The organism is Aeromonas sobria (assembly GCF_000820145.1).
In the GTDB taxonomy this organism is placed as follows: domain Bacteria; phylum Pseudomonadota; class Gammaproteobacteria; order Enterobacterales; family Aeromonadaceae; genus Aeromonas; species Aeromonas sobria.
Genome location: NZ_CDBW01000016.1, coordinates 309,754 through 327,835, shown reverse-complemented (window position 1 = coordinate 327,835; position 18,082 = coordinate 309,754). Strand labels below are relative to the sequence as shown.

Genomic DNA, 18,082 nt, shown 5'->3' with positions numbered 1-18,082 from the left:
TTATTCCTTTTATGAAAATGTCTACTGCTAAAACTAGCAATAAAACAGCTCGATTGCAGAAGTTATCAGCGACCTTCTATGTTAACCCCACGCTCCAATAACAAGAGCAGTTCACGAACATGCAGCAGGGCGCACATTTTTTCTTTGACCATGCCAGCCAACCAGGGGCGCTTACCCTCCTGATGTCGCCACTTCACCTGGTCTCTGTGTAATAATTCGGTTCCTTTAAGATGATGGCAGGCTAATCCCCAAGGGGATTCACCGAGCATAATCAGATATTTGTAACTATCCATCTCCAGGTGCTGGCCAGGCATGACCCACTGGGCTGTATCTACCACATTCATCTTCTGCTCGCGGGAAGTCATGAGCCCCTTATACCAAGCTGGTTGGCCGAAGAGGGAGGTGATCTCGCCCAACTGATGGATCCCGCCAAGTTCGGTCAGAGGAACAGCGAAAGTAACGCCAGCGACTTCAAAAAATAGCGCCTGAAACTCTTTGCCGGTATCGATATTCTCCCAGACAACCGGAGCGCTAGCTTCTATCGGAGCTACCTCCAGCGCGGTCTCGGTCAGGATAGTTGCATGTGGTTCCACGACCGCAGGAGAAATGATCTCTGCAGGCCATTCCTGTTCTACCGGTAACAATGACTCTTCGGCCACTATCTCTAGCGGAGCTGTAACTGTGGCCTCATGCGTAAACAGATCATTTTCGAACTGAACTTGCCCAACCTGTGCAAGCAACTCCCCCAACTGGGCAAGACGTGGGTCATTCTCCAGATAGGGGGCCACCACCAGATCAGGTATGCTCTTGCGCTGCATCTGCAGTACTGGAGTCGGTGGCTCCTCCTCCACCTCATCCAGAACCAGCGGCTCGTCGAGTAGCAAGGAGTGAAAATAGTCATCCATCGCCCGCACTTGAATGGTATCGCTCATGGCATTACCTCATGCATTCGCTGCCGCTCGAGGGAGTCGAGATAATTGAGCAGTGTCTCGTAGGCATAAGTTCCACGGCTCCCGGGGGAGTAAATGGACGGTGGAATATGTAGCAAGCTGGCATCGCGAAACTTGGTATCAATCGGGATCACTGCATTCCATACCGAGTCACCGTATTGATCCTTGATCGATTTCAAGGTCATCAGAGAGGCTCGAGTTCGTTTATCAAACATGGTCGGGATGACGGTATAACGAAACTTGTCCCGCTTGGAACGCTGCATAATCTCGAATGTTTTCATCATTCTTTCCAGCCCCTTCAGAGCCAGAAATTCGGTCTGGACAGGCACTAGAATGCGATCACAAGCGGCCAACGCATTGACCATCATCACCCCCAGTACCGGCGGGCAATCGATTAATACATAGTCGTACTGATCTTGAATCCGTAGCAGCGCTCGCTTGATAACCAGTCCCATCCCCTCCCGATTACCCATCACTCTATCGAGCGTGGCAAGGGTTATTGAGGCCGGTAATAGATGAATATTCTCGAACTGGGTTCTCAGTGTGAGTTTATTGACCAGCTCGGCGGTCGGTTTAACCGCTTGAAACAACTCATAGAGGGTGCCGTCCAGCCGATCCGAATCAAAGTCAAGATAAGCGGTCAGGGATGCATGAGGGTCAGTGTCTATCAACAGCACCCGTTGGCCACGTTGGGCCAGGATCCCGGCAATCGAGACCACTGTCGTGGTTTTACCCACTCCCCCCTTTTGGTTGGCAACCGTCCAAACAATCACGTTATCAATCCTGCCTTGTTGTTATGCGTATGCCACCACCGGGCAAGGAGATCACCTTGATCTTTCCCACATCCACTGCATTGTTCACTGCTGGTGCCGGCTCAGCAGCCACCGGGCTGACAACGGCAGGAGCAGGGGGCACCCAGGCAAACTTCGAAATAGCGACCACCACTTTGCGATTCTGTAACCGCCCCTGCTCGCTACCATTGTCTGCGAAGGGGGAAAACTCACCATACGCCTCGAAAGCCAGCCGCTGGGGGGCAATGCCATTTGTGACCAAGCCACTGAGCACAGCCTCTGCTCTCGCGGCAGAAAGCACCCAATTCGAGCGATAAATTTCATTATTAATCTGTTGGTTATCTGTATAGCCCCTGACTCTTACATAGTTATCGACCGGTTTTAGAATACTTGAAAGAGTATTAATGATGGGCGCGGCATTTGGTCCCATGAAGGCACTACCACTGCTAAACAGCAATCCGGAACTCAGCTCTATGGTCAACCAGTTTTCATCTTGCGTCAGTTTGACTATCCCTGCGTCCACCAACGATCCCATGCTCTGTTGCAACTGTACATCGAGTGTGGCCAGTGTGGTGCCATCTTGCTGAATAGGGATACCAGAAATAGGGGCAAGTGAAGGAGCTTGCGCTGTAGGCCCGTCCAATAGTGAAGGTTCAGCAGAAAGCGCATTGTTTAGCAGTGTATTGCCTTGGCCGTCCAACACACCGTCGTTATGGGAGGGAATTACATTAAATGCCTGGCTCATGCCATCAATGACTGCACGATACTTGTCCTTGTTTACTAGCGCAACGGAATAGAGCACCACAAAAAGAGCAAAGATCAGCGTCATATAATCGGCATAGGAGACCAACCAGCGATCAAGATGATCACCTCCCTGCAAGTGCAACCGATAGCGCTTGCGCATGGCTACTCTCCCTTCAGATAGGCCCTGAGCCGACGTTCAACCTGCATACCATTCTCCCCATGAGCGATGGCCAACAGCCCTTCGAGAGTCATCTCCTGAAACAGTCCGTAGTGGTAGTGAAAGGCGCGTAACCGGTTGGCGATGGGCAGATAGATCAGGTTGGCAAACCCCACACCATAAATGGTTGCTACAAATGCCACTGCGATACCAGCCCCTAATACGGAAGGATCTTCCAGATGAAACATGGCCTGGATCAAGCCCAGCACGGCACCGATGATCCCTATGGTCGGACTGTATCCACCCATGGACTCGAATACCCTGGCAGCATGCTCATTGCGCTCCTGTTCAATATCGATATCTGCTTCGAGCAACATACGAATATCGTCGGAAGATACACCGTCAACAATCATACCAAGCCCCTGACGGGTAAAGTTGTCCTCTTCCTGCTCGGCTTGGTTCTCAAGCGCCAGCAATCCCTGCTGACGAGCGAAGACAGCCCAGGATTGCAGCCGCTCGGCTTGAGCAGAAAGATCTTGTCGCGGGGGGGTAACAATCCATAACAGTTGCCGCAGAGCAAGCAGGATATATTTGGCGGGAGTCTGCAATATCACGGCACCGAAGGTGCCGCCCAGCACAATCAGGAAGGCAGGGCCATCCACCAGAGTCAACAGTGAGCCGCCATGCCACATCTGGGCAATAGCCATAGCCCCCAACGCTAGGAGCAGACCAAGCAACCCCATGATTAGCGCCCCAACTCAACCAGAATACGCTGGGCCACTTTGTCCAGAGGAAGTGATTCGCTGGCAATACCCGCTTTAGCAACAGCCTGCGGCATGCCATACACCACGCAGGAAGCCTCATCCTGTGCCCAGATGGTAGAACCCTGCTCTTTCAGCAGTCGAGCACCATCACGACCATCAGCCCCCATTCCCGTCAGCACTATGGCTAGCACCTTATCGCCATAGGTTTTGGCGGCAGAAGCAAAGGTGATATCCACGCAAGGCTTGTAGTTCACCTTATCATTGCCATCAATGATCCGGATGCGGGCACCGGCGCCACGCCCTTCCAGCAACATCTGCTTGCCACCGGGAGCCAGGTAGGCATGACCTGGTTTGAGCACATCACCATCCTCGGCTTCCTTGACGCCAATCTGGCACAGACCATTAAGCCGAGCAGCAAACGCGGCCGTAAAGGTCGCGGGCATATGCTGAATAAGCAGGATCGGATGAGGGAAATCCCCAGGCAACTTGGTCAGCACATTTTGCAGTGCAACAGGCCCACCGGTAGAAGTACCAATCGCCACCAGCTGGTATGTCTTGCCACTGCGCTTGAATGACGCTGTGGTAGCAGGGCGCAGCGAATCAGGTTGACGCTCCGTAGCCCTGGGCGCGGTACTACCTAATGGAGTGCGCGCAACAGGCTCCGGAGCTTTAGGACGAGCAGACGGAGTCATCAAGAAGCGCTTGCGGGAGATCTCCTTCACCCGCTGTTGCAACAATTTGACCGCCTCGTCCTTGTCTCTGGCGATGTCCTCAAACTTTTTGGGCAAAAAGTCGAGAGCTCCGGCATCCAGCGCATCAAGGGTCGATTTAGCCCCCTCATGGGTCAGGGAGGAGAACATCAGAATGGGTGTCGGACACTTTGCCATGATCTCCCGCACCGCACTGATGCCATCCATCACGGGCATCTCAATGTCCATGGTGATTACATCAGGGCGCAGCAAGATCGCCTTGTCCACCGCTTCCCGTCCATTCTGGGCCGTGTCGATCACCGTCAGCATAGGATCCTGATTGATGATTTCACTTACCCGACGGCGAAAGAAGCTCGAGTCGTCGACAACTAATACCTTGACTGCCATTGTTATTTTTCTAACTCCTTGGGCCTGAGCTATTAATGTCTACGCGCATATGCTTTGAGCAGACTCGGCACATCCAAAATCAGGGCAATCCCGCCATCACTGGTAATGGTTGCACCCGCCATACCTGGCGTGCCTTGCAACAGGTTATCCAGCGGCTTGATCACTACCTCTTCCTGGCCAATCAGGCTATCGACTACAAAGCCAATTTGCTGAGTGCCGATCTGCACGATCACCACATGGCCAGTATCCTGACGAGAGCGCTTGTTGGAGCCGCGGATCAACCATTTATGCAAATAAAAGAGCGGTATCGCCTTGTCACGCACAATGATGGTGAGTTGACCATCAACCATGTTGGCCTTTTTCAGGTCCAGGTGAAAAATCTCGTTCACGCAACCAAGGGGCAACGCAAAGGTCTGCTCCCCGACTTCAACCATCAGGGTCGGCAGGATTGCCAGAGTCAGGGGTACCTTGATCTCCAGACGGGTGCCTTTACCCCAAGTTGAATCGATATGTACCGAACCGTTGAGGCTGACAATGCTGGTTTTTACCACGTCCATCCCGACACCACGGCCGGAGATGTCCGAGATTTCTGATTTTGTCGAAAAACCCGGAGCAAAAATCAGGTTATAGGCATCATTGTCACTCATCCGAGCAGCACTATCTGCATCCAGTACACCACGATTGATGGCAATGGACTTAAGCTTCTCAGGATCCATTCCCGCCCCATCATCTTCGATGCAGAGCAGAATATGATCACCTTGCTGGGAGGCACTCAGAGTAATCGTCCCCTGCCTAGGCTTACCTGCCTTTTCGCGCACATCCGGCATTTCGACCCCGTGGTCGCAAGAGTTGCGCACCAGGTGAACAAGCGGATCTGCCAGTGCTTCCACCAGGTTCTTATCCAGATCGGTCTCTTCACCGACCATGACCAACTCAATATCTTTTTTGAGAGTACGCGCCAGATCGCGCACCACGCGCGGGAAGCGACCAAATACCTTCTTGATTGGCTGCATGCGGGTTTTCATCACCGCACCTTGCAGGTCAGCAGTCACCACATCCAGATTGGCAACCGCCTTTGACATGTCTTCATCGTTACTCGCAATCCCCAAGCTCACCAAGCGGTTACGCACCAGTACCAACTCACCCACCATGTTCATGATGACATCCAGGGTCTTGGTATCTACACGTACAGTGGTATCGCTTTGTACTGCATTTTCGGCGGGCGCGGCCTTGGCAACCGGGGCTGGCGCTTTTACGGGTGCCTCTGCGGGTTTGGCAGGGGAAACGGGCGCCGGTTTACTGACCGGCACAGCAGGGGGGATAGGTGCGGCCTGCTTAGGTGGTGCCGGTGGCGTGACCGCAACAGGAGGCTGTGCAGCAGCCATTGTGGTTTGAGGTGACTGACCACGCCCATGCAACTCATCAAGCAGACGTTCGAACTCATCATCATCGATTAGTGCATCAACCTCTTTTTGCACCGATGCCAATGGATTAACCTCTGGTGCCCCAATATGTGCGCCTTGACCATGGAGCTGATCCAAGAGGGCTTCAAACTCATCATCAGTAATATCACCGGTACCACCGGCAACAGGGGCCGATACCGCAGCAACCGGAGTTGGCGCGCCTCCGGCACCATGCAACTCATCCAGCAGACGTTCAAATTCATCCGCTGAAATTTCATCGATAGAGCCACCGCCATTAACAGGTAAGGGGTCAGCGATCACCTCTAGCTCGGCAGCCGCTTCGACGATCTCCGCTGATCCAGTGCTCTCGGCTGGCGAACTATTATTCGCCGAAGCAGTTAGCAACTGCTCCTCACCCTCCGGCTTGCAGAGTTCATGTAAGTCATGCAGGACTTCAGCAGAAGCGGGGCTTGGCGGTTCGCGGTTTTGAACTTGGGCGAACATGACGTTAATGGCATCCAGCGCTTGCAGGATTACATCCATCAACTCGGCGGTGACTGAACGTTTACCATTGCGTAAGATATCAAACACGTTCTCCGCGCCGTGGCATACGTCAACCAGTTCACCCAACGACAGAAACCCTGCGCCACCTTTTACGGTATGGAAACCACGAAAGATGGCATTTAACAGGTTCTTGTCATCAGGCCGCTTTTCCAAGTCGACCAGTTGTTCAGACAACTGTTCCAATATTTCGGATGCTTCGACCAGAAAGTCTTGCAGTATGTCTTCATCAACTTCGAAGGCCATGCGTCACTCCATTAGAATCCCAGGCTAGACAGCAGATCGTCCACATCATCCTGACCATTAACCACATCGGCACGCGTCTCAGGGTTCATGATGGGGCCTTCTGCTTCAATCCCGTTAACAGGAAGGCTGCGAGTTGAATGCTCTGCAGAGGCTTCACCACACATGGTCAGCATTTCAATTAATTTTGTTTCAACTTCCTGAACCAGTTTGATGACCTTGCGGATCATCTGACCGGTCAAATCCTGAAAATCTTGCGCCATCAGGATCTCTGTCAGCAGTTGTCTTAATTTATCGGCATCTGTGGCTGAAGCCTTAATAAAATCATCGAGTTGGTGACATAACGATTTGAACTGTCCCAGGCTCATGTCGCGGGACATCAACGCATTCCAGTTCGGCAGCACCAGCTGAATATTGTCATTAAGGCGATCCGCTATCGGCAGACTCGCTTCCACTGCATCCATGGTTCGGTTAGCAGCCTTGTCCGTCATATCTATAACGTAGCTGAGGCGTTCCCGCGCATCAGGAATCTCATGCGTAGCCAAATCGGGAATACGGGAGTCGAGACGAAATTCTTGCAGTGAGTTATGTAGTTGTCGGGTCAGCTGACCTACTTTGTCAAACAGATCGGCTGCGTTGGGGGCACACACATCGGCAAGCAGTTCATCGGCCAGCTCAAATTCATCCTGTTCTAAATGAGCAACAAGCATCCTTGCCTGGTCGAGCGAAATCATTGCTCTCGTTTTGGCCATCATCCCTGCAGCTCCTTAGCCGATACGTTCAAAAATTTTATCGAGCTTTTCTTTAAGCGTTGCTGCGGTGAAAGGCTTGACGATGTAACCGTTGACGCCAGCCTGTGCGGCTTCGATGATCTGCTCACGCTTGGCTTCTGCCGTGACCATCAGTACCGGCAAATGCTTGAGCTTGTCATCAACGCGAATGGCCTTAAGCAGGTCAATCCCTTGCATGCCGGGCATATTCCAGTCGGTAACCACAAACTGAAAATCACCGTTTTTCAGCATCGGCAACGCTGTATTGCCATCGTCCGCTTCATGGGTATTGTTGAACCCCAAGTCGCGCAGCAAGTTCTTGATAATCCGGCGCATCGTTGAAAAATCGTCAACAATGAGGATTTTCATGTTCTTGTCCAAAATTCCCTCCTAAATAGCCACCAGAGTGGCTCACTTACATGATGCTAAAGACGGGTTGTGTCGTGCGGATTATGCCCTAGAGTTTCATCTCAGTGTAGCCAGTACAAACACTTATAGATGCCAATCTCTCAAACGAGCACGTAATCTGTGCATTGCCTGGCTGTGGATCTGGCTGACACGGGACTCACTCACGCTCAAAACGTCGCCAATCTCGCGTAAATTTAGCTCTTCATCGTAGTAAAGAGAGAGAACCAACGCTTCTCTCTCGGGTAAGCGACCAATTTGCTCAGATAATGCAATTTGAAATCGCTCCGCTGCCAATTCATCAAATCCTGTGCCTGCAGGCCCATCATCAGGGTGCCCGATCACATCCTCACTGATCCCCAGATCTTCGATACCGATAATCTTGCCGCATGAGACATCCTGCAGCATGGCGTGATAGTCATTGAGGGAGACACCCATCTGGACCGCCACTTCGGTATCCCGAGCATCCCGTCCATGAGCCTGTTCGACATTTTCGATAGCCTCGGCAATAGCGCGACTGTTGCGATGCACAGAGCGCGGCACCCAGTCGCCACGACGAATTTCATCGAGCATGGAGCCACGGATGCGGATCCCGGCGTAGGTTTCGAAGCTGGCGCCCTTGCTACCGTCAAAATTGCGAGAAGCTTCGAGCAACCCAATCATACCTGCCTGGATCAGGTCATCCAGCAAGACACTGCTGGGCAGGCGAGCCAACAAATGCTGGGCAATTCGCTTGACCAGAGGAGCATGGCGCTCCACCAGCACATAGGAATCCTGATGACGCAAGTACGCTTGGGCTTTATTCACGGGAACCTTCCTGTGTCGTGGCCGGTTTTTGCAACAAGTTTTCCAGGAAAAACTCCAGGTGACCACCTGGCTGGTTTGGCACCGGCCAGCTCGCCGCCTTGTTGGCCAGCGCCCTAAATGCCAGCGCAGCTGGCGACTTGGGAAACGCTTCAACAATCAGCTTCTGTTTACGCACTGCCGCACGTAAATTCGTGTCGTAAGGCACGCAGGCAACCAGCTCCAGTGAGGTGTCGAGGAAGCGGTCTGTCACCCTGGTCAACTTGGCAAAGAGCTCCTGCCCTTCACGCAGGCTGCGCACCATGTTGGCCACAACTTTAAAGCGAAACACGCCGTGATCCTTGGAGAGGATCTTGATCAGGGCATAGGCATCGGTAATGGAGGTCGGCTCATCGCACACCACTACCATAATGTCCTGAGCTGCACGGGTGAAACTCAGCACCATGTCGGAGATCCCCGCCGCCGTATCCACCATCAGGATATCGACCTGGGTCTTCATCTCGCTGAACGCCCGGATAAGCTCGGCATGCTGCACTGACGAGAGCTCCACCATCGATTGGGTGCCCGAAGTCGCGGGTACAATCATCATGCCATAAGGGCCTTCGACAATGATGTCATCTATGGTGCATTCGCCAGCCAGTACATGAGAGAGGTTACGATGAACCCGTAGCCCCAGCATGACGTCGACGTTGGCCAACCCCAGGTCAGCATCCAGCACCAGTACCCGTTTACCTTGGGCCGCCATCGCTCCCGCAACGTTCAGGGTCACGTTGGTCTTGCCCACGCCACCCTTGCCACCGGACACGGCGATTACTTTTACTCGATTGTTTTGACGCATTTTGCGCAGACCACTCGCCTGATCCATATGTATGTTACTCATAAAACTCCGAATCTTCGGCCTCGCCAAAGCCTGCGCCCCAGAAATAGGGCTCTTCTGTTTCTCGCTCCAGCGAGCCCATGGCCGCTCCGACGAGCTGCGCAGCATTGGCAACCTGAATATCTTCCGGAACCCTTTGCCCGTCAGTGATATAGCTGATTGGCAAAGCATTCTGGATACACACGTTTATCACTTCGCCCAGGTTCAGACTCTCGTCCAATTTGGTAAGTATGCAGCCGCTCAATGGGATCCGCCGGAAATGGTCCACCGCTTCCTGCATCACCCGACGCTGGGATGTCGCAGACATCACCAGATAACTGCGGATCCGTACCTTGGCATTCTTGACCAGGGTATCGAGCTGCTCGGTCAAGCGGATATCCCGCTGGCCAACCCCGGCCGTATCGATGAGCACCAGACGCCGATGACGGAACTGATAGAGTGCCGTGGCCAGCTCTTCGGCATCACGCACCTGCCGCACCGGGCAGCCCATGATCCGACCATAGGTCTGCAGTTGTTCATGGGCACCGATCCGGTAGTTGTCGGTAGTGATCAACGCTACCTGCTCGGCGCCATACTTCATGGCAAAACGTGCAGCCAGCTTGGCGATGGTGGTGGTCTTGCCTACCCCGGTCGGGCCTAGCAGCGCCACCGCCCCCCCCTGACGTAAAATCTCGTCTTCACTGATCTTGAGCTGACCCGTCAATACCTCTGCCAGCTGTGCCATGGCCTGGTGGATGGACATATCCTCGGGGATAAGCCCCGCCAGTTGATCGGCAAACGCATCATCAAAGCCCATCTTCTTGAGCTCTTTGATCAGCAATGCCCGCATTGGCTCACGGCGCTCCACCTCTTGCCACATCAGCCCGGAAATCTGGTGTTCCAGCAACTTTCGGATGCTGGCCATCTCCTTGCGCATCCCTTCCATCTCTTGTTCGCGAGGTGCAGGCTGCGCGGGCCGGCCCAGCGTTGCAGCCCTGGCTTTTGGCTTGGCGGGCTCAGGGGCGGCGCCCCACTGCCCCTGTTCGGCCAAGGTTCTGGGCGCGGTATTGGCTGCCGCAAGGCCAGCTGACTGAGTGCTGCTCATGGCGGCAGCGTTACCCGGCTTGAGCTTTTGCTGGCGAGCCAGCAATGCGGCCAGGGTATCGGCATAATGTTCGTTCTGCTCCTTCGCCTGAGTCGGTTCAGGGCGGGTCATCTGCCGTCCGGCAGACGAAATATTGACGCTCTCGTCATTCAGTTGACGGCGAACTGGCGCATCTTTAGGCCCCGGAACCTGGGATTGATAATCGACTGCGGCGACTATCTCGACCCCACCGGTGACCTTCTTGTTGGACATGATCACCGCATCGGGCCCGAGAGTCTCCTTGACCTCGGCCAGAGCCGTTCGCATGTCCTTGGCAAAAAACCGCTTAATCTTCACCCGTCATCTCCGCTAACTAGTTCTGCCCTACTGCGCTGACGATGCGAATCTGCTTGTCGTCGGGCACTTCCTGATAAGACAGAACGCGCAATCCAGGAATGGCATTCTTGACAAATTTCGCCAAGGTATTACGCAAGATCCCCGATGTCAGAAGCACGGCTGGCTGGCCTTCCAGTTCTTGTCGTTGAGTGGCTTCCACCAGTGATCGCTGCATCCGCTCGGCCAGGCCAGGTTCAATACCGGCACCATCACCGCCACCTGCCTGCAGGGATTGATGCAATATACGTTCCAATTCCGGCGCCAAGGTAATCACCGGCAACTCGGGATCAGGGCCAGCAATCTCCTGCACAATCAGGCGGCGCAGGGCAATCCGGCAAGCCGCTGTGAGCACTTCCGGATCCGGGCTGCGCGGCGCGTATTCAACCAGGGTCTGCAGGATAGTGCGCATATCGCGGATTGGCACGCCTTCATTGAGCAAATTCTGCAATACCTTCACAAGGTTACCCATGCTGATCACTTCCGGCACCAGCCCTTCCACCAGCTTGCTCTGGTGTTTGCCAATCATGTCGAGCAGCTGTTGTACCTCATCATGGCCCAGCAACAAGGCCGCATGATTGGTGAGGATCTGGCTCATATGGGTTGCCACTACAGTAGCAGTATCCACTACTGTATAACCCAGTGTCTGTGCCTGGGACACCTGATCTTTGGCAACCCAGACCGCTTCCAGTCCAAAGGCGGGATCCTTGGTGGCAATCCCCTGCAACTGACCAAACACCTGACCCGGATTGATAGCCATCTCTTTGTCATGGTAGACATTGGCCTCTCCGGTACTGACCCCCATCAAGGTGATGCGGTACTGGTTAGGCGCCAGATCCAGGTTGTCGCGAATATGCACGGCCGGCACCAGAAAGCCCAACTCTTGCGAGAGCTTCTTGCGCACCCCTTTGATCCGGTTGAGCAATTCCCCACCCTGGTTGCGATCCACCAGCGGGATCAGCTGATAACCCACTTCAAGGCCAATGATATCGACCGGCATCACATCGTCCCAGCTCAGCTCTTTCTGCTCATGGGGCTGTTCGTTGGTAGCAGGCATCAGCTCACCCCTGGCGACTTTGGCCGCGGCCAGCTTCTCGCGGCGCAACAACCACCAGGCGGCTGCTGCAGATACCGCCCCCAGACCCAAAAACGCCAAGTGAGGCATACCCGGCACCAGACCCATCATCAGCAGTATGCCGGCAGAGATAATCAGCGCCTTGGGATTGTCAAACAACTGACCCAGTACCGCAGTACCCATATCCTGATCGGTATTTTGCCGGGTCACAATGATGGCGGCGGCGATAGAGAGCAACAGCGAGGGGATCTGCGCCACCAGGCCATCACCGATGGCCAGCAAGGTGTATATCTCTGCCGATTCCGCGAAGGTCAGCTGGTGCTGCATCATCCCGATGATGAAGCCGCCGATGATGTTGATAAAGAGGATCATGATGCCCGCGATGACATCCCCTTTGACAAACTTGGAGGCACCATCCATCGAGCCGTAGAAGTCAGCCTCCTGCGTGACCTCTTGCCGACGCTTCCTGGCTTCCTCCTGATTGATGAGACCGGCGTTCAAGTCGGCATCGATAGCCATCTGCTTGCCTGGCATCGCATCCAGGGTGAACCGGGCGCTCACCTCTGCGATCCGCCCCGCACCCTTGGTAATGACCACAAAGTTGATGATGATCAGGATGGTAAAGACGATGATACCGACCGCATAGTTGCCACCAATCACCACCTTACCGAACGCCTCGATCACATGGCCCGCCGCCGCGGTGCCATTATGACCTTCCAGCAACACCACCCGGGTTGAGGCAACGTTAAGCGCCAACCGCAGCAGGGTGGCGAGCAGTAACACGGTGGGAAAGGCGGCAAATTCGAGGGGACGGCGGGTGTAAACGGCCACCAGCAACACCACAATGGAGAGCGCAATGTTGAACGAGAAGAGCACATCCAGCATCAAAGGTGGAATAGGCAACACCACCATCCCCAAGGCGGCCAGTACCAGCAACGGCGTACCGAACCCGGTGGTCAGTAACCCTCTGTACTCTTTCAATCGGCCCAAAGATGCCTTGAATTCCATCGTCTTTCTCAATTTCAACGTGCTGGTGTCAGATTGATGCAATCATCAAGCCAAAACACCAAGGCATTGAAGTTAAATGATTTTATTATTATTGCGTCAGAACTTTGTCATTTTCGGTATTCGGTCGGGATGGGGAGGTCTTTGGCCAGCGTCTGAGGACGGCGTCCCTGGCCACGGCGGAATTTTTTCAGCTGGAAGACATAGGCAAGCACTTGGGCAACCGCCGCAAACAGCCCTTCCGGGATCTCGTGGCCAATCTCGGTGGAATGATAGATAGCCCGGGTCAACTCAGGTGAGGGCATAATCGGGATCTCGTATTCCCTGGCTATCTCCCTGATCTTCATTGCGATTTCATCAGTGCCTTTGGCCACAACCTTGGGGGCGGCTCCGGGTGTGCCTGCATCATACTTGAGCGCCACCGAGTAGTGGGTCGGGTTGGTGATCACCACATCGGCCTTGGGTACATCCCCCATCATCCGGCGCATCGCCATCTGCATCTGCAACTGCCTTATCCGCCCCTTCACCTCGGGCTTGCCTTCGCTGTCCTTGAACTCGTCCTTCACCTCCTGCTTGGTCATCTTGAGCTGACGCATATGGTTCCACTGCTGGAACGGCACATCGATGGCAACAATCGGAAGCAGGGCACAGCAGAGGATGATCAACATCCAGAGAAACAGCTCAAGGGCATCTATGATGCCGCCGGGGAATCCCTCCATGGAGAGGTTAAGCAGGTGATTGAACTGGCTGGATAGCATCCACCAGGCAAACAGGGTAATAAACACCACCTTGGCGATGGACTTGACCAGCTCAATCAGCGACTGCACCCCGAACATCCGTTTCAGGCCACTGAGCGGGCTCAGTTTGCTCCATTTTGGCAGCATAGCTTCCGTCGAAAAATTCATCCCGCCCATCAGGGTGTTACCGATAAAGGCGGCAACGGCCACCAGTGCGAACAACAGCCCCAGCGGAAGGATCAATTCCGCCAGAAGCGCGGGCACCATGGCGATCATGGCGTTGGGATCAAACGCCTGCTCTCGATCCAGGGTAAAGCCCATGGTCACGACTTTGATCATTGCGGTCGCCAGCGAGCCCTTGAGCATCAGCAAGCCGAATACGGCTGACAGCAGGACACTGGCGGTGCCCAGCTCCTTTGAACGTGCAATCTGCCCTTTATCACGGGCCTGTTGCAGTCGTTTGCCCGTGGGTTGTTCGGTACGTTCCTGATCGGTATCAGCCATGGGCACCACCAAAGCATTGGGTGTTGATCAGCTCGCAGCTGACCTCTTGTACCCGCTCCCACATCATGTCGAAATGGCCGAGGAAACCACCAATGGTGAGCCAGAGGATCAACAGACCGGACATCATGCTGACCGCAAAACCGATACTGAAGATGTTAAGTTGTGGCGCGGCACGGGTCATGACGCCAAAAGCAAAGTTGATCAGCAGCAACGCAACGATGGCGGAGAGCGACATCACCAGCGATGCCTGATACATCACCCCGAGAAAACCGATCAGGGTGCGGATCGCTGGCAGAGAAAGCCCACTGTCTGATACTGGTAATGTCTCAAAACTGAGGATCACCAGCCGCAGCATGATCAGATGACCATCCAGCGCCAGAAACACCAGGGTTGCCAACATCAGATAGAACTGACCCACCACAGGGGCCGACTGGCCATTCATCGGGTCAACCAGCGTGGCGAATCCCAGGCTGGTCTGCATGGCAATGACCTGACCGGCCATCACGAAGCTCTCCATCAGAAACTGGGTCATCAGGCCGAGGGCAATGCCGATCAACAGCTGCTGGCCTAATACCAGAAAGCTGCCGGCAGAGAAGAGTTCGATAGGGGGCATTTTCGGCAACAGGGGGGCAATCAGAAAAGTGATGGCAAGTGCCAGCCCCATCCGTACTCGCGCAGGGGCGAGGCGGCTACCGAATACCGCCATCACCATCAGCAAACTACTTACTCGTGCCAGAGGCCAGAGAATGGAAGACAACCACTCCATGATCAGAGCGGTTGTATAGGTCATCCCACCACCTCGGGGATTTGGTTCACCATCAACACGAAGAAGTCCATCAGGCTCTGTAAGCCCCAGTGAGCACCCGCTCCCAGCGCAAAGAGGGTCACGATAAGACGTGGCAGAAAACTCAGGGTCTGTTCGTTGATGGAGGTGGCCGCCTGAAAGATGGCGACCACCAGCCCGATGGCAAGACTGGGCAGGATCACGGCACATACCATGATGGTCACCAGCCAGAGGGCCTCGCGAAAAACGTCGACAAAGGTTTCAGGACTCATGTTCGGGCTCCTTGCTCCACACCGGCTAACCGGCACCCAGTCCGAAACTGTTGGCCAGTGACCCCAAAATGAGGTTCCAGCCATCCACCATCACAAACAGCATCAGTTTGAAGGGCAGCGAGACGATCATCGGCGAGAGCATCATCATCCCCATCGCCATCAGGATACTGGCCACCACCAGATCGATGACCAGAAATGGCAAAAACAGCATAAAGCCAATCTGGAAGGCGGTTTTCAGCTCACTGGTCACAAACGCCGGGATCAGCACCCGCAGTGGCACCTCGGCAGGCTTCTCCACCTGCACGTTGGCGATCTCCATAAAGGTATTGAGATCCTTGATCCGGGTCTGGGCCAGCATGAACTGATGGATGGGCAATGTGGCACGCTCCAGCGCCTCCTTGGCTTGAATGGTCTCGGCCAGATAGGGTTGCAGCGCCTCATCATTAATGCGGTCCAGCACCGGCGACATGATGAAGAACGACATAAACAGTGCAATGCCGATCAGCACCTGGTTGGAGGGGCTCTGTTGCAAACCGATCGCCTGACGCAAGATACCCAGCACCACTATGATGCGGGTAAACGAGGTCATCATGATCACCATGGCAGGCAAGAAAGAGAGCGCGGTCATCAGCGCCAGCACTTGCAGGGTCAGGCTGTACTCCTGAGAGCCATCCCCCATGGTCTTGACGGTCACCGCCGACATGGCGTCTTGCGCCAGCGCGGGCCAAGAGCAGAACAGTGGTATCAGCAAGCTGACCAGCAGCCCCATTTTCAGCAATAAACCGTTAGCTTTTTTCATGCTTGCCCATCAATTTGCCAAGCTGTTGTGAAAACGCCTGTGGCTGGCTCTCGTCCAGCGGCTCCTCCAGCCGACAGAGGAAGTTAACCTGTTGTGGCGTCACTCCGACCAGCAGTTGCTGTTCACCCACCTTGACCACCAGCAGCTTCTCTTTGTAACCCACCGGCAACGAGGCGATGACTCTCATCTGCCCGCCACCCATGGCAGTGGCAAGCTTGCTCTTTTTGAGCAGAAAACCCAGCACCAAAATGAGGCCAATCACCATCAAGCTGGAGAGCAGCCAGGAACTCAAACTGGGCGCGTTGGCTGATGCCCCTGTCTCGGCAAAGGCCGGAACAGGCAGCAGTAACAACAGGAGGCGCATCATTTGAGCTTCTTGATCCTTTCAATCTGGCTGATAACGTCGGTCAGACGGATACCGAACTTGTCATTCACCACCACCACCTCGCCGTGGGCGATCAGGGTGCCGTTGACCAGCACGTCCAGCGGCTCACCCGCGACGCGATCCAGCTCCACTACCGAGCCCTGGTTCAGCTGCAGCAGGTTGCGAATACTGATCTGGCTACGGCCCACCTCCATGGCGATGGTGACCGGGATATCGAGAATCGTGTCGAGCTTGCGCCGCTCCTCAGCACTGATGGGAGCATCATCTTTCAGCTCTTCCAGCGGGGCCGGTTTGGCTTCTGCAATGACCTGCTCCTCCAGCGCCGCAGCCCAGGCATCAGCCATCAAATCCTCTTCCTCAGTTCCGCTCATCTTGTTTCCTTATGCTACTTCGTGACCGTTTATCGCAATAAACCGTCGATTATCGCTGTTGATCTTCGATACTGCGCTCGAGCTCTTCCAGCTCAGCCTCGCCATCAATACGTACACCGCCCCGGGTCACCAGATGCATCTCGGTCTTTACCCCTTCCGGGCGCTTGAGTTTATCGGTGATCTTGAGTGCCACATTGTCCTTGGTACGCCCCATCTTGGCGTGGAAGGTCGGCAAGTCTTCCACATAGACCAGCAGATTTTCCGGCATATCGACCGGGATGATATCGCCAGGTCGCAGCTCCATCAGTTCGCGCAGGGTCAGCTCGGTTTCCAGCAACTTGGCCCGCATCTCGACCTTGACGTCCATGATCTCGTCGCGCAGCGCCTTGCTCCAGCGCACGTCAGTGTCGCCCTTGTCACTCTGCACACCGGCATCAAGCAGTTCGCGGATCGGTTCCAGCATGGAGTAAGGCATCGCCACGTGGAAGTCGCCGCCGCCACCATCGAGTTCAATGTGGAACGAACTCACCACAATCACCTCGGTTGGACTGACGATGTTGGCCATCGCCGGATTCACTTCAGAGTCGAGGTACTCAAAGCCCACATCCATCACCGGTGCCCAGGCATCCTTGTAATCTTCGAACACCAGTTTGAGCAACATCTGGATAATGCGCCGCTCGGTCGGGGTAAATTCGCGCCCTTCTATCTTGGCGTGATAACGGCCATCACCGCCGAAGAAGTTCTCCACCAGGATAAAGACCAAGCGGGCTTCCATGGTGATCAGGGCTGTGCCCTTGAGCGGACGAAAACGCACCATGTTGAGACTGGTCGGCACGAACAGGGTGTGAACGTACTCGCCAAACTTGAGCATCTGCACCCCGTTGATAGAGACCTCGGCGGTACGACGCATCATGTTGAACAGGCTTATCCGCATGTGGCGGGCGAACCGTTCGTTCACCAGCTCCAGCGTCGGCATGCGACCACGGACGATGCGGTCCTGAGAGGAGAAGTCAAACTGGGCAACGCCGGGATCCCCCGCCGAGCCTATCTCCTCCTCTTCGACATCATCGACACCGTGCAAGAGGGCATCAATTTCGTCCTGACTTAACAGATCGCTCACGCTTCCAC

The 18,082-nt window shown here is 54.7% G+C and carries 19 protein-coding genes; all 19 read right to left on the bottom strand.

Going from position 1 to position 18,082, the window contains the following annotated elements; genetic code table 11:
• Positions 1–65 precede the first annotated feature (65 nt).
• Positions 66–932, bottom strand: a complete 867-nt coding sequence (locus BN1135_RS08395) for a chemotaxis protein CheW (protein ID WP_042020305.1) — start codon at positions 930–932, stop codon at positions 66–68.
• Positions 929–1,723: a ParA family protein gene (locus tag BN1135_RS08390; protein ID WP_042020303.1), complete on the bottom strand. Its 795-nt coding sequence runs from the start codon at positions 1,721–1,723 to the stop codon at positions 929–931. Before BN1135_RS08390 ends, BN1135_RS08395 begins: the two co-directional genes overlap by 4 nt.
• Before the next feature lie 4 nt (positions 1,724–1,727).
• Complete coding sequence (locus BN1135_RS08385) at positions 1,728–2,645, bottom strand: flagellar motor protein MotB (RefSeq protein ID WP_042020301.1); 918 nt, start codon at positions 2,643–2,645, stop codon at positions 1,728–1,730.
• 2 nt (positions 2,646–2,647) lie between these two features.
• Positions 2,648–3,385, bottom strand: coding sequence for a flagellar motor protein (locus tag BN1135_RS08380; RefSeq protein WP_042020299.1), 738 nt, complete (start codon positions 3,383–3,385; stop codon positions 2,648–2,650).
• A gap of 2 nt (positions 3,386–3,387) precedes the next feature.
• On the bottom strand, positions 3,388–4,503 hold the full coding sequence (locus BN1135_RS08375; RefSeq protein ID WP_042020298.1) for a protein-glutamate methylesterase/protein-glutamine glutaminase: 1,116 nt from the start codon (positions 4,501–4,503) through the stop codon (positions 3,388–3,390).
• A 32-nt stretch (positions 4,504–4,535) separates the two neighbouring features.
• The gene (locus BN1135_RS08370; RefSeq protein WP_042020296.1) at positions 4,536–6,713 is read right to left on the bottom strand and encodes a chemotaxis protein CheA; all 2,178 of its coding nucleotides are present in this window, start codon (positions 6,711–6,713) and stop codon (positions 4,536–4,538) included.
• Positions 6,714–6,724: 11 nt separating this feature from the next.
• The gene (locus BN1135_RS08365; RefSeq protein WP_042020294.1) at positions 6,725–7,465 is read right to left on the bottom strand and encodes a protein phosphatase CheZ; all 741 of its coding nucleotides are present in this window, start codon (positions 7,463–7,465) and stop codon (positions 6,725–6,727) included.
• 12 nt (positions 7,466–7,477) lie between these two features.
• The gene (gene cheY, locus BN1135_RS08360) at positions 7,478–7,849 is read right to left on the bottom strand and encodes a chemotaxis response regulator CheY (RefSeq protein ID WP_005298814.1); all 372 of its coding nucleotides are present in this window, start codon (positions 7,847–7,849) and stop codon (positions 7,478–7,480) included.
• A gap of 123 nt (positions 7,850–7,972) precedes the next feature.
• Positions 7,973–8,692: an RNA polymerase sigma factor FliA gene (locus tag BN1135_RS08355; RefSeq protein WP_042020292.1), complete on the bottom strand. Its 720-nt coding sequence runs from the start codon at positions 8,690–8,692 to the stop codon at positions 7,973–7,975.
• On the bottom strand, positions 8,685–9,569 hold the full coding sequence (locus BN1135_RS08350; protein ID WP_042020291.1) for a MinD/ParA family protein: 885 nt from the start codon (positions 9,567–9,569) through the stop codon (positions 8,685–8,687). The genes BN1135_RS08355 and BN1135_RS08350 overlap by 8 nt, the downstream gene beginning before the upstream one ends.
• On the bottom strand, positions 9,562–10,986 hold the full coding sequence (flhF, locus tag BN1135_RS08345) for a flagellar biosynthesis GTPase FlhF (protein WP_042020290.1): 1,425 nt from the start codon (positions 10,984–10,986) through the stop codon (positions 9,562–9,564). The genes BN1135_RS08350 and flhF overlap by 8 nt, the downstream gene beginning before the upstream one ends.
• A 16-nt stretch (positions 10,987–11,002) precedes the next feature.
• Positions 11,003–13,105, bottom strand: coding sequence for a flagellar biosynthesis protein FlhA (flhA, locus tag BN1135_RS08340; protein WP_042020288.1), 2,103 nt, complete (start codon positions 13,103–13,105; stop codon positions 11,003–11,005).
• A 107-nt stretch (positions 13,106–13,212) separates the two neighbouring features.
• Entirely contained in the window at positions 13,213–14,343 is a 1,131-nt protein-coding gene (gene flhB / locus BN1135_RS08335; protein WP_042020376.1) for a flagellar biosynthesis protein FlhB, read from the bottom strand.
• Entirely contained in the window at positions 14,336–15,133 is a 798-nt protein-coding gene (gene fliR / locus BN1135_RS08330; RefSeq protein WP_042020286.1) for a flagellar biosynthetic protein FliR, read from the bottom strand. Before fliR ends, flhB begins: the two co-directional genes overlap by 8 nt.
• Positions 15,130–15,399: a flagellar biosynthesis protein FliQ gene (gene fliQ, locus BN1135_RS08325; RefSeq protein ID WP_042020284.1), complete on the bottom strand. Its 270-nt coding sequence runs from the start codon at positions 15,397–15,399 to the stop codon at positions 15,130–15,132. Before fliQ ends, fliR begins: the two co-directional genes overlap by 4 nt.
• A 25-nt stretch (positions 15,400–15,424) precedes the next feature.
• Positions 15,425–16,198 (bottom strand): flagellar type III secretion system pore protein FliP, encoded by a 774-nt coding sequence (fliP, locus tag BN1135_RS08320; RefSeq protein ID WP_042020282.1) that lies wholly within the window; start codon positions 16,196–16,198, stop codon positions 15,425–15,427.
• Positions 16,185–16,565 carry a flagellar biosynthetic protein FliO gene (gene fliO, locus BN1135_RS08315; RefSeq protein ID WP_042020280.1) on the bottom strand — a complete coding sequence of 127 codons (381 nt, stop codon included), beginning with the start codon at positions 16,563–16,565 and terminating at the stop codon, positions 16,185–16,187. Before fliO ends, fliP begins: the two co-directional genes overlap by 14 nt.
• Positions 16,562–16,954: a flagellar motor switch protein FliN gene (gene fliN, locus BN1135_RS08310; protein WP_042020278.1), complete on the bottom strand. Its 393-nt coding sequence runs from the start codon at positions 16,952–16,954 to the stop codon at positions 16,562–16,564. Before fliN ends, fliO begins: the two co-directional genes overlap by 4 nt.
• Positions 16,955–17,003: 49 nt before the next feature.
• On the bottom strand, positions 17,004–18,074 hold the full coding sequence (gene fliM / locus BN1135_RS08305) for a flagellar motor switch protein FliM (RefSeq protein WP_042020276.1): 1,071 nt from the start codon (positions 18,072–18,074) through the stop codon (positions 17,004–17,006).
• Positions 18,075–18,082 lie beyond the last annotated feature (8 nt).

Coding starts and splice junctions, on each gene's coding strand:
- cheY (WP_005298814.1), bottom strand. CDS start 7,849: ATGAAAATCCTCATTGTTGACGATTTTTCAACGATGCGCCGGATTATC.
- flhA (WP_042020288.1), bottom strand. CDS start 13,105: ATGGAATTCAAGGCATCTTTGGGCCGATTGAAAGAGTACAGAGGGTTA.
- BN1135_RS08350 (WP_042020291.1), bottom strand. CDS start 9,569: ATGAGTAACATACATATGGATCAGGCGAGTGGTCTGCGCAAAATGCGT.
- fliP (WP_042020282.1), bottom strand. CDS start 16,198: ATGAAAAAAGCTAACGGTTTATTGCTGAAAATGGGGCTGCTGGTCAGC.
- BN1135_RS08380 (WP_042020299.1), bottom strand. CDS start 3,385: ATGGGGTTGCTTGGTCTGCTCCTAGCGTTGGGGGCTATGGCTATTGCC.
- fliR (WP_042020286.1), bottom strand. CDS start 15,133: ATGACCTATACAACCGCTCTGATCATGGAGTGGTTGTCTTCCATTCTC.
- BN1135_RS08395 (WP_042020305.1), bottom strand. CDS start 932: ATGAGCGATACCATTCAAGTGCGGGCGATGGATGACTATTTTCACTCC.
- flhB (WP_042020376.1), bottom strand. CDS start 14,343: ATGGCTGATACCGATCAGGAACGTACCGAACAACCCACGGGCAAACGA.
- fliO (WP_042020280.1), bottom strand. CDS start 16,565: ATGATGCGCCTCCTGTTGTTACTGCTGCCTGTTCCGGCCTTTGCCGAG.
- BN1135_RS08365 (WP_042020294.1), bottom strand. CDS start 7,465: ATGATGGCCAAAACGAGAGCAATGATTTCGCTCGACCAGGCAAGGATG.
- BN1135_RS08385 (WP_042020301.1), bottom strand. CDS start 2,645: ATGCGCAAGCGCTATCGGTTGCACTTGCAGGGAGGTGATCATCTTGAT.
- fliN (WP_042020278.1), bottom strand. CDS start 16,954: ATGAGCGGAACTGAGGAAGAGGATTTGATGGCTGATGCCTGGGCTGCG.
- BN1135_RS08375 (WP_042020298.1), bottom strand. CDS start 4,503: ATGGCAGTCAAGGTATTAGTTGTCGACGACTCGAGCTTCTTTCGCCGT.
- BN1135_RS08370 (WP_042020296.1), bottom strand. CDS start 6,713: ATGGCCTTCGAAGTTGATGAAGACATACTGCAAGACTTTCTGGTCGAA.
- fliQ (WP_042020284.1), bottom strand. CDS start 15,399: ATGAGTCCTGAAACCTTTGTCGACGTTTTTCGCGAGGCCCTCTGGCTG.